We start from the raw sequence: 11,294 nt of genomic DNA, 5'->3' as shown, positions 1-11,294 counted from the left end.
GCTTTAGCTCACCTGGTAGAGCAACTGACTTGTAATCAGTAGGTAATTGGTTCGACTCCGATAAGCGGCACCATTTAGATATTTAACTCCATATTATGGAGTTTTTTTTAATTTTTTGGATAAAAAGGGTTAGAATATTGAGATTGACTTATCCTTGTCTATATAATATACTATTTTTAGATGTATTTCACATAGAAAAGTTTCTAAAAAGTACTTGAAGAATATAGGCAAAATAAAGGAAACTTTATGACGCAAAGCTATAGGGCCTGTAAAATGGCAGCCAGTTGCAGTAAAATTTTTACTGCAACTTTTTTTATTATTAATATAAAAAATAAAACCATAGTTCAAAATTTCTTTGAAGATAAATAAAGGAGAATTTTAATGAAAATATTTTTATTTTTTCTTTTAACCATATTTTGTTTTGCAAAAGGAAGTTACATTCCTAAAACAAAGTCGGAAAAAGAGATTTTAGACTTATATAAAAAAGAGAAGATATTTTTATACTTAGATGATAAAGAGTATAAAAATAGAAAAGATAATAATCAGACATTTAATGATATTATAATCGAAATGTTTGAGGAGTATTTGGGGTTGGATTTAGAAGTTAAATATGTATCTATGGATGATGTTCGTGGAATAGATGAAAATGAAATCCTAGGCGGAGTATATATAAATAATAAAGTAATGAGTAATATAATTTTTTCAATTCCTTTTTACAAAGAGGAGTTATATTTAGTATCAGAAGATTTGGAGATTGATTTGAAATCTTTAAAAAATGAAGATGTTTTAGGAAGTGAATTATATGATGAAGTTTTTAAGTTTTATTTGATTGCAAATTCAAAAGTTTTACTTCAAGATAATAGTAAACTCTTGAAAGTAAAAAAAGTAAAAAAAGCAAAACTACTTCCGAAATTAGAAGCCTTGAAGTATGAAAATAGAATGAGGATTGGTGAGCTTCCAAGAATAGCATTAGGAATTAGTTTAAAAAATGAAAAATTACTACCTATTTTAAATAATGCTATAAAAGAGAAGTATTTAAGTGAGTTAACACAATTTTTTTATAAAAAAAATAGCGAAGAAGAAAAAAAACAATTTTTAGAATCACTTAATCTTGAAGAGAAAGAATTCATAGAAAAAAACCAGATTATTTTGACTGGTTTAGAATCTGAGCAGAAATGGAGTTATTATTTACAAAATGATAAAGAGTATTTAGGTGCCTTACCTGAAGTTTTAAAAAAATTTTCTTTTTTCACAGGAATGAATTTTAAAATTCAAAATAAACCTCAAAGTAGCTGGGAAGAGCTTTTAAATTTGTTTGATCAAGGGAAAATAAGAATGCTTCCAATGATAAAAACAAATGAAAGAATGAAAAAGTATATTTTTACTTCAAATTTAGAGGAAGTTATTTTATATGAAGTTCATGGATTGAAGAGAGTAGAAATGAAAGACGAAATGTTAATAGGTGTTGTAAAGGAAAGCTTCGAAGAGAGTTATGCCAAAATACACTACAATCAAAAAAATATAAGATTCTATAAAAATTATAAAGAATTAATGAAAGCATTAACTGAAAAAAAGATAAATATAATTTTGAGTTATAATATTATTAATGTCTCTGAATGGAGTCTTTGTATTGAGAGAGATAAGTTTCCTGTTAGTTTCGCATTTCATCCAAAAGATTATGTTTTGAGGGATATAATTGAAAAAGCTTTAGGAGCAAGTCGAGATACAGATGAGATAATCAGAAAAGGAATTGAAAGCGAAGAAAAAAATAGTTATGAGGAAATAATAAATCGAAAAAAAGAGAATATAGGTAAGTTCATATTGAGTGCAGTTTTTTTAGCTTTTGTTTTTTATAGCATATTTGAAATTTACTATAAAAATAAGAAGAATCAAGATTTTTTAAAAGACAAATTAACTAAATTACCTAATTATTTTACATATTTAAACGAAGCAGATGTATTTTTTACAAAAGAAGGACAGTGTTTAAAGATTAATTTGAGTATGCTTAAATATATAAATAACTATTTAGGTTGGAGAATCGGAAATGATGTGATATTAGAGATATCGAATTTGCTAGTTCGAATATTAGCAAGAGAGTGTTCAGAGTTTAAAATATACAAAGTTGCTGGAGATAAATTTTATATATTTGCAAAAGTTGATGATATCGAAAAATTAACAAAACTTATAAAAAGTGAGATTGTAAAATTAGGATTTGAGAAAGAGTATAAAATAAAAAATAAGATTAGAATAGCATATTTGAAAAAGTGTAAGAATGAAAGTGTTGAAAGTATTTTTAAATATTTAGAAATAATTGATAATAATGAGAGATATCAGCAAGAAAAAATTTTAATAACGAAGGCTGATAAATTACTTATAGAGAAGATAGAAAGAAAAAATAAAATAAAAAAATTAATTAATGAGAAAAATATCAGAGGTATGTATCCGGTTTTCCAACCGAAGTTTGATGTTAAAACACTAGAGGTTGTTGGAGCAGAAGTTTTAGCAAGATGGGAAACCAATGAATTAGGATTTATTTCTCCGGCAGAGTTCATTCCAATGTTTGAAGAATTAAAGAAGATACATTTGGTGGATTATTTAATGGCAGAAGAAACTATGAATTTTTTGAAAAGATATGAAGAGGCGTTAAATGAAAAAAAATTAAAATTATCTTTTAATGTTTCACTTCAAACCTTCGAAAGAGATGACTTTATATCAACTATATTTGATTTAATGCAAAAAATAGGAATTTCTGGTATAAATTTAGAGATTGAATTAACAGAGTCAATATTAGCATTAAATGTATTAACAATCAAAGAAAAAATAGAAGTGTTGAAAGATAAGGACATTACAGTTTCGATAGATGACTTTACAGCTGGAAATTCATCAATAGCATTATTGGGAATATTAGATGTTGATACTATAAAGTTTGATAAATCTATTTTGGATATGGTTAAAGAAGAGGGGGCAAGTTCTAGATATGTTTATCAAAATTTGATAAAGTTAGTAAAGGGTCTAGGATTTAAGATTGTAGCTGAAGGAATAGAAAACGATTATCAATTAGGATTTTTAAAAAATAATAACGTTGATATAGGACAAGGTTTTTTATATAGTAAAGCTTTGAGATTAAAAGAGTTTTTAAAATTTATAACAGTAAAATAGAGCTTTGGCTCTATTTTTTTTGAAATGTTTTAAAGATTTAAAAAAATAGAGTATAATAACTTTATAAAATTAAAATAAGGGGGAATAAATGAGGATAATATTTTATATGTTTTTGATATCTTTAAATTTGTTTGCAATTACTCAGGAGTTAACATTGAATTATAAAGCTAATGAACCATTGTTAGGAAAGGGACACTATTTGATTTTATCAGATGTACCAGTAGCAACTTATCCAAATACAGTGGGATATTTTTCAAGCGTTGATATAGTGGGGAAGAATTTAACGATAGGAAAAGATTTGGAAAGAGTTATTATAAAAAAAGATGGAAATGTTTTACTTCAAAAAAATGTGGAGTGGGAGCAGTATAGTTTTACAGTTGAAAATATAGAGTTGGGTGGACTTACTATAAATCTGAGATGGAAAAATTTGAATCGGCAAAAAATGGAACTTATGGTAGATCAGTGGAACTTGGTAAAAGGTAAATATGAACTAGAGATAGAGTATCAATATTCGGATAGAAAAGAAGTTTTGAAACTAAGTATTAATATGCCTGAATTTAATCCTGAAATATATTTAGATTTTGATTATAAAACTCCGATTTTGAAGAAACAGGAGTATGGTAAAAAATATTTGATTATAAAAAAGATAGGTTTGAATGATTATGATCTAGAAATAACTAAAAACAAGGTAAATTCGGAAGGACTAAAATTGAATTTAGCTAAAGAAGCTTCATTGAAAATCGTTCAGGAAAATATAGAGAAGCAAGAAAGTTTAGAAAATGTTAGAATTGTTCCTTTAAAAGAGGTATATCCTAATATTTATATCGAGCAGTTAAATGATGATATATTTAATGATACGAAAGAGATTTATATAGGGTTAGAGTTGCCTCAAAACTTGGATTTAAATATGAATTATAGAATTGAGGGAGAGGTATTAAGTCTTAGTTACAATAGAGTAAAAAAGGTTTTGATTGATAAAGTTTTTATATTAGCTATGAAAAATGAAGTTTCAAAGACGATAGCCTTAGATAAATGGTATATACCTGGGCAAAAAATATATATTGATGATTTTAGAGAGGTTCAAGGGTATTATTTATTAGAGGAAACGGGAGTATTGTCTGGAAAATATAGTGGTCTTAAAATAAAAGTAAATGATATAGAAGAAGAGATAGATGAGTTTGGAGAAAGTGAAGAGATAGATTTAGATTTTGGAAGAATGAAAATTGAAAATGGAAGAGCTTCTATTTGTATTGATAAGTTAAATCATTTAATTCAAGGGTCGGAAATTAATTATAAAATTTTTGATAAAAATGAAAATATTATAGAGAGTGTTCGTTTAAAGTTTTATATAGAAAATTAGTTTATAAAATATTATTAAATAAAAAAGGTGAGGTGTGAAATTATGAAGAAATTGGTATTAGTTTTGTTTGCGATTTTTTTAATGGGAGGATGTTTTGCTAAAAAGGTAGATGTGTTATCAAAAGTTCTCGATAATACTTACAGTTTAGAGAATGTAATTGAAGAAAGTCAGATTGATGTTTTTTTTCAGAAGGAAAAAATAGTAGGTAATTCTGGAGTGAATAGATATTTTGCAACTTATAAAATAGATGGAGATAAAATTTCTGTGGGGGAAATAGGTACAACTAGAATGATGGGACCAGAAAATTTAATGTTACAAGAGCAAGGGTATTTAAAAAACTTAAAAGAAGCACAAGAGGTTAGAATAACAGAAAATGGAATTCGAATAGTTACAAAAAGTGGAGTGGAATTAAATTTTGTTAAGAAATAAAAAAATATTAATAAATATAATGATTTTGTTCTTACTCTTGTTGACAGGGTGCTCATCAGCTAAAATTAGTGAAAAAGAAAGACAGGTTAGAGTAGTTAAAATTTCAGGCTTTTACAACAATTGGAAGGGGACTAAATATAGATTAGGTGGAACTACTAAATCGGGAGTAGATTGCTCAGCTCTTATGCAACACTTATATAAACAGAAGTTTGAAGTTAGTTTACCTAGGACAACTGAAAAGATGTCCTTAGAAGGGAAAAAAATAAAAAATAGAACTCACTGGGAAGTTGGAGATTTGTTATTTTTTAAAATTGGTAGAAAAAAAATACGTCATGTAGGTGTTTATTTAGGAAATAATAGATTTTTACATGCATCAACCTCTAGAGGGGTGATTATCTCTGAGGTTGATGATTATTGGAATAAGCATTTGTGGCAAGTTAGAAAGGTTTTGTAAATTATACCTAAATTGTTATTATATTTTAAATGTACAGATAAAGTTTTTGTTATAAAAAAATTATATTGGAAAATATTAAGTAAGATGTGTTAACATGTGAAGTACTAAAAAATGACATCTTAATATGGAAGTGTGGTTAAATTCCACTACGGCCCCGCCACTGTAACATTGACGAAAGCACAAAAGCTCACTGAGGTAACTTGGGAAGAGGTGCGAGTAGGGTGAAATGAGTCAGGATACTTTTAAGATGATACTTCGAGGGAGGAAAAATGAATAGAAAAATCATGGTGCTAAGTCTTTTGACTTACACAACTTTGGCTTATTCAAAGTTAGATGAGAGGATTATAAAACTGGAAGAAAGTGTTATAACCACAGATAATTTTGAAACCAATATCAAAGAAACAGGAGCGAATATAACAGTTATAACAAGTGAAGAGATAGTTGAAAAAGGGGCTCAAAATCTTGTGGATATTGTAAGGATGGCACCTGGAGTTATTGTATCACATTATTATGATAGTATTAGATTTGATGTGCGTGGAGCAGGGAGTCCTGTTCATGCAGAAAAAAATACCATAGTAACATTGGATGGAGTACCTATAAAAGGAGATCAGATAACAAATATTCCAATAGCAAATATTGAAAGAGTAGAAGTTGTTCCTGGCGGTGGAGGGATTTTATACGGTGATGGAGCTATTGGAGGAATTGTAAATATTAGATTAAAAAAAATTGATTCATTTTCAGAGGGGAAAAATTATTCAGGGCATATATCAGGATCTGTATCAAGTCATGAATCTAATAAATTTGGTGTTGGTGTGAATACAAAAATGACAGAAAAAATTGCAACAAGTATTGGATATAACTCTAGCTTACAAAGAAGTGATAAAAGAGGCGATGAATATGGAGATATATTTAGTAAAAGAAAGAACTTTGTGCTAAGTACAAAATATAATTTAAATGATGGAGAGATTGACTTTAGATATACAAGAGATGAAAAAAAATATGCTAAAGATGGTGATGTACCAGAGGATATTTATGAAAATGATAGTAGAAATCCGGGGAATATTTCAAGAGGTGAATCACATAGCAATGATTATTACTTAGGATATAGATATGATTTGAATAAAAAAACTCAACTGTACTCTTATTTAGGTTTTTATGAAAAGAAATTTGAAACTCATAATCCAAAAACAGGAACCGTAATTCCTAAAGATGATGAGGAAAAATTTTATGGGAAAATTCAATTAAAGCATAACTATACAGAGAGTGATTATTTTATGTTAGGAACTGATTTAACTAAAGAGATTGCGACTCCACAAGATAAACGAATTGATGATTCAACAAAAGATAGTTATGGAATATTCTTAATGAATGAAAATAAAAGAGGTAAATTTACATTTTTACAAGGTGTTAGATACAATACTGCAGAGTATAACTATTATTTTAGAAATAGATCACCTATTCCAGAAGAGAAGTGGGATACTAAAAATAAGACAAAGTATAATGACTATTCTTACACTTTGGAAACGAGATATTCCTATAATGAATCAGGCGTTGTTTATGGAAAATTATCTAGAGATTTTAGAACTCCGTTAATATCAGAGATGCGTTATACAGTAAATGCTGAAAAATTAAACCCACAAACACAAGATACAATAGAGTTTGGTGTGAAAGATTATATAAATGATACATATATAAGTTTGTCAACATTCTATAAGATGACAAGAGATGAAATCTATTATAGTGGTGAGGAGTATTCGAATTTCCCATATTATAATATTGGAGATACTGAGAGATACGGTGTAGAAATTTTTGCAGAACATTATTTTGAAAAGCTTACTTTAAATACATCAATAACATATATATATCACAAAATAAAAGATTCTAAATTTGATAGTTTAAAAGATAAAGAGGTTCCTTTTATTCCTAATTGGAAATTGGGATTTGGTGCAAGATATGAATTTACACCTAAAATAGTTGGAAACGCAGATGTAATTTACTATGGAAGATATTTTGACTCGGATGATCCTACAAATATCAGAAAAAAGGATCAAGGAGATTATGCAACTGTTGATATTTCATTGTCTTATAAACCTTTAGAATCTCTTACATTAACTGGAAGAGTTAATAATTTGTTTGATGAAAAATATGCAACATATGTGGGATATTGGGATGATATAAGACAATATAATAGAGGGGATGGAAGAATTTATACGTTGGAAGCGACTTATAAATTCTAAGGTAGTTATGAAGAGGCTGAGAAATATTTTAAAGGAAGCTAAAGAAAAAATTGTAAAATCAAACGGTGAAAGAGTTTGTAATCAGACGAGTAATAGTTGTGGTTGTTGTAATTGGGATTATTCTTTGATATCTTTAAAAGAAAAAGCAGAGATATTAAACTTTATTAGTTCTAATGATATTGTTAAAGAGAAAATTTTAAGGAATAAATTAGAGGATAAGGCATGTTATTTTCATGATAAAGAGAGTAAAAGTTGTTTGATATATGATTTTAGACCTATATGCTGTAGATATATTTCTTATAAAATATATGAAAAGAGTGATTGTTTTAAAACTTGTTCTCCTCTTGAACCGTGTAAAAAAGGGAAATCAACTGTAATAAGAATTGAAAAAGAAGATGTTTGCATTTATGATAAAATTTTGAAAAAGTTTTCTTTGGATGAGAAAGAATATTGTTTTATAGATGATAAAGCGATACCTGAATATCAGGAGTATAAAAAAGATCAAAATATAAAATTGAGTAGCATAATAGATGAATTTAAAAAGTGATTGCAATTTGCAATCACTTTTTTGATAATTTATAATTAAATAATGCAGCACCAATAATTATAAGACCACCTATCATACTGAAAATATCTGGAATCTCCTGCCAAACCATAAACCCAATTATAGCAGAGAATATAATACTTAAATATTGATATATAGATACTTCACTAGCTAAAGCATATTTATAAGCATAAGCTAAACCAATCTGTCCGATTGTAGCGAAAATACCTGTTAGAATAAGATAAAGTAGTTGTATCCTGTTTGGGACTATAAATCCTTGAATAAGCATTGGCGGAATCATACCGATCATTGAAAATGCGGAAAACCATAAAACCAAAGTAGAAGGTTCTTCCATAGTTCTTAGATATCTTACTAGTGTATAGGCCCCACCTGCAAAAATAGCGGATAAAAATCCGGCTAAAGCTGGTAACATTTCAAAACTGAATTTAGGCTTTATAACTAATAATGCTCCGAATAGAACGACAATAAGTATAGGAATTTGATGTCTTTCTAATTTTTCTTTTAAAAATAAAGTTGCAAAAATAGCAACAAAGAATGGTGAAAGTTTATTTAATAAAGCTGAATCAGCTAAATAAAGTTTGTTAATACAGTAAAAATTTAGAACAGCTCCTGTTAAGCCGGTTGCACATCTAAAAATCATAAATAATCTACTTTTATTGCTACTACCCCAGATATTTATATTTTGACCTTTCATAGAAAAGAGCAACATAACGACTCCTACGAGATTTCTGAAGAAAAGTTTTTCGAAAGTAGAGATATCACTACCAATAAATTTAACTGTAGCTCCCATTAAGGCCATACCTAAAGCGGACACACACATCCATAAAGTTCCTTTTAATCTATCACTCATAATATATTCCTCCCTTAATTCTAAAAGTATTATATCATGAAAAAATGTTAAATTCTACTTAAAAAGTATAAAAAAAAGAGCCGATTGGCTCTTTTTATATTATTCAACAGTAACTGATTTTGCTAGATTTCTAGGCTTATCCACATCAATTCCTTTTGCAACAGATGTAAAGTATGATAGAAGTTGAAGCGGTATAATAGCTAGTAAAACAGAGAAAACATCTTCAATATCATCAATTCCAATAAATTCATCAGATGCTTCGATAGCTTCTTTACAACTTTTTCTTGCGATAGTTGTAATGTGAGCTCCTCTAGCTTTTAGTTCTTTCATATTTGAAACGGTTTTTTCTAAAAGATTTGACTGCGTAGCTACAACTATAACAGGTGTTCCAGGCTCTATTAAAGCGATAGATCCATGTTTTAACTCACCAGCTGCAAAAGCTTCAGTATGTATATACGTAATCTCTTTCATTTTTAATGATCCTTCAAGTGCTGTAGCAAAGTCTACTCCTCTTCCAATATAGAACCCACTACTTTTATCTTTCATAAACTCTGCAACAGATTTTAAAAGATCTGTATTCTGAAGCTCTTTTTCAACTTTAGAAGGAATAGAGTAAAGTGATTCGATTAATTTGTTAACCTCGTCGCTATTAAGTAATCCCTTTTTTTCAGCTAAATAGATAGAAAGAAGTTGGAAAATAATAACTTGTGTTGTATAAGCTTTAGTTGATGCAACTGCAATCTCAGGTCCAGCCATAGTGTAAATAGTATTGTGGGCTTCTCTTGATATAGTAGATCCGACAACGTTTGTGATAGCAAGAGTTTTAGCACCTCTAGATTTAGCTTCCTTCAAAGCTGCTAGAGTATCTAAAGTTTCTCCAGATTGGCTTACGAAAATAGCTAAAGTATTTTCATCGACAAATGGATTCATATATCTGTATTCTGAGGCAATTTCGACAAGAGCATTCGTTCTAGAAATTGATCTTAATGCATATTGGCCTTGTAAACCAGCGTGATATGCAGTTCCACAAGCAACGATATGAATCATATTGAATTTTTTGATATCTTCATCAGATAGAACATCAGAAAAATCAATTGCTCCATTTTGAATTCTTCTATTTAGAGTTTCTTCGATAGATTTAGGTTGCTCAAAAATCTCTTTGATCATAAAGTGAGGATATCCAGCTTTTGTAGCTTGCTCATAATCCCATTCGATAAATTTAATCTCTCTCTGTACAGGAGATAAATTTTTGTCGAAAATTTGGATTGAGTTTGCAGTTAATTTAGCGATATCACCATCTTCTAAAAAATACACGTTCTTTGTATATTTTAGAATAGCCGGGATATCAGAAGCTATAAGATTTTCATTTTCTCCAATTCCGATAACAAGAGGACTATCCTTTCTAGTACAAACTATTTCATCAGGGAAATCTTTATGAATAACTCCAAGAGCAAAACTACCTCTTAAGTAAGTGATTGCTTCTTTTACCGTTTCTAGTAAGTTTCCTTTGAAGATAGAGTGTATAAGATGAGCTACAACTTCAGTATCTGTATCAGATGTAAATTTATACCCCTTTTTAATAAGTTCTTCTTTCAGAGATGAATAATTTTCGATAATCCCGTTGTGAACGACAGCTACAGACATATCTTCACTATAGTGAGGATGAGAATTTCTATCAGAAGGTTCTCCATGAGTGGCCCATCTAGTGTGCCCGATTCCGATATGAGAGTTTAAGTCAAGTCCTTCAAGATGAGATTCTAGATTTTTTAATCTACCTTTTTTCTTCTCTACAATAATCTTAGAATCTTTTATAACTGCGATACCTGCAGAGTCGTAACCTCTGTACTCCAATTTCTCAAGTCCTTGTAAAACTACGCTTTTTGCATCTCCTTTTCCTATGTAACCAACAATTCCACACATAAAAAAATCCTCCTTAAAATATTTAATTTTCAATGTTCTTTATATTTAAGAAGAATTACTACTTACCTTCCTTTGTCCTAAAAGTCACCCTTTAGATTTGTAGAAGGTCTAAGGTTGTAGTAACCTCTGGAATATCCGCCGAATGTTCGATAATTCCAGTCCTCGTCAACTTAAAAAGTTCTGGCGCTTATTTTCTTTTTAATTCTCCTTAATATAGAGTCATTTCATAGTATCATAAGATTAAAAAACTTGCAATAAAAAATATTTTTAAAAAAAATAAAAAACTTGTTGACTTTTTCTAAAAAAAATGGTACTATTAT

General features: G+C 28.7%; 8 protein-coding genes and 2 riboswitches. Of the genes, 6 read left to right on the top strand and 2 right to left on the bottom strand.

Features of this window, described 5'->3' with window-relative positions:
* Nucleotides 1-216 precede the first annotated feature (216 nt).
* A riboswitch (cyclic di-GMP riboswitch) is annotated at nucleotides 217-292 on the top strand.
* Between the two features lie 89 nt (nucleotides 293-381).
* The 6 genes from L992_RS12825 to L992_RS12800 all read left to right on the top strand — a co-directional run bounded on the left by L992_RS12825 (nucleotide 382) and on the right by L992_RS12800 (nucleotide 8,186).
* A complete protein-coding gene (locus L992_RS12825; RefSeq protein ID WP_047396671.1) occupies nucleotides 382-3,159 on the top strand; it encodes an EAL domain-containing protein in 2,778 nt (925 codons plus the stop codon).
* An 88-nt stretch (nucleotides 3,160-3,247) separates the two neighbouring features.
* Nucleotides 3,248-4,519 (top strand): hypothetical protein, encoded by a 1,272-nt coding sequence (locus L992_RS12820; RefSeq protein WP_047382385.1) that lies wholly within the window; start codon nucleotides 3,248-3,250, stop codon nucleotides 4,517-4,519.
* Nucleotides 4,520-4,561: 42 nt separating this feature from the next.
* A complete protein-coding gene (locus tag L992_RS12815; protein ID WP_047382383.1) occupies nucleotides 4,562-4,948 on the top strand; it encodes an META domain-containing protein in 387 nt (128 codons plus the stop codon).
* Nucleotides 4,935-5,402 (top strand): NlpC/P60 family protein, encoded by a 468-nt coding sequence (locus L992_RS12810; protein ID WP_052194008.1) that lies wholly within the window; start codon nucleotides 4,935-4,937, stop codon nucleotides 5,400-5,402. Before L992_RS12815 ends, L992_RS12810 begins: the two co-directional genes overlap by 14 nt.
* Nucleotides 5,403-5,474: 72 nt before the next feature.
* A riboswitch (cobalamin riboswitch) is annotated at nucleotides 5,475-5,665 on the top strand.
* Between the two features lie 6 nt (nucleotides 5,666-5,671).
* The gene (locus tag L992_RS12805) at nucleotides 5,672-7,639 is read left to right on the top strand and encodes a TonB-dependent receptor (RefSeq protein WP_047396669.1); all 1,968 of its coding nucleotides are present in this window, start codon (nucleotides 5,672-5,674) and stop codon (nucleotides 7,637-7,639) included.
* 7 nt (nucleotides 7,640-7,646) lie between these two features.
* The gene (locus tag L992_RS12800; protein ID WP_156110718.1) at nucleotides 7,647-8,186 is read left to right on the top strand and encodes a YkgJ family cysteine cluster protein; all 540 of its coding nucleotides are present in this window, start codon (nucleotides 7,647-7,649) and stop codon (nucleotides 8,184-8,186) included.
* Between the two features lie 13 nt (nucleotides 8,187-8,199).
* Here the strand turns inward: L992_RS12800 and L992_RS12795 are convergent, their stop codons facing one another.
* Complete coding sequence (locus tag L992_RS12795) at nucleotides 8,200-9,054, bottom strand: DMT family transporter (RefSeq protein WP_047382378.1); 855 nt, start codon at nucleotides 9,052-9,054, stop codon at nucleotides 8,200-8,202.
* A gap of 99 nt (nucleotides 9,055-9,153) precedes the next feature.
* The gene (gene glmS / locus L992_RS12790) at nucleotides 9,154-10,974 is read right to left on the bottom strand and encodes a glutamine--fructose-6-phosphate transaminase (isomerizing) (protein ID WP_047396666.1); all 1,821 of its coding nucleotides are present in this window, start codon (nucleotides 10,972-10,974) and stop codon (nucleotides 9,154-9,156) included.
* Nucleotides 10,975-11,294 lie beyond the last annotated feature (320 nt).

The sequence above is a fragment of the Cetobacterium sp. ZOR0034 genome, from assembly GCF_000799075.1.
Taxonomy (GTDB): Bacteria; Fusobacteriota; Fusobacteriia; order Fusobacteriales; family Fusobacteriaceae; genus Cetobacterium_A.
This window is presented reverse-complemented; position numbering and strand designations above follow the sequence as displayed.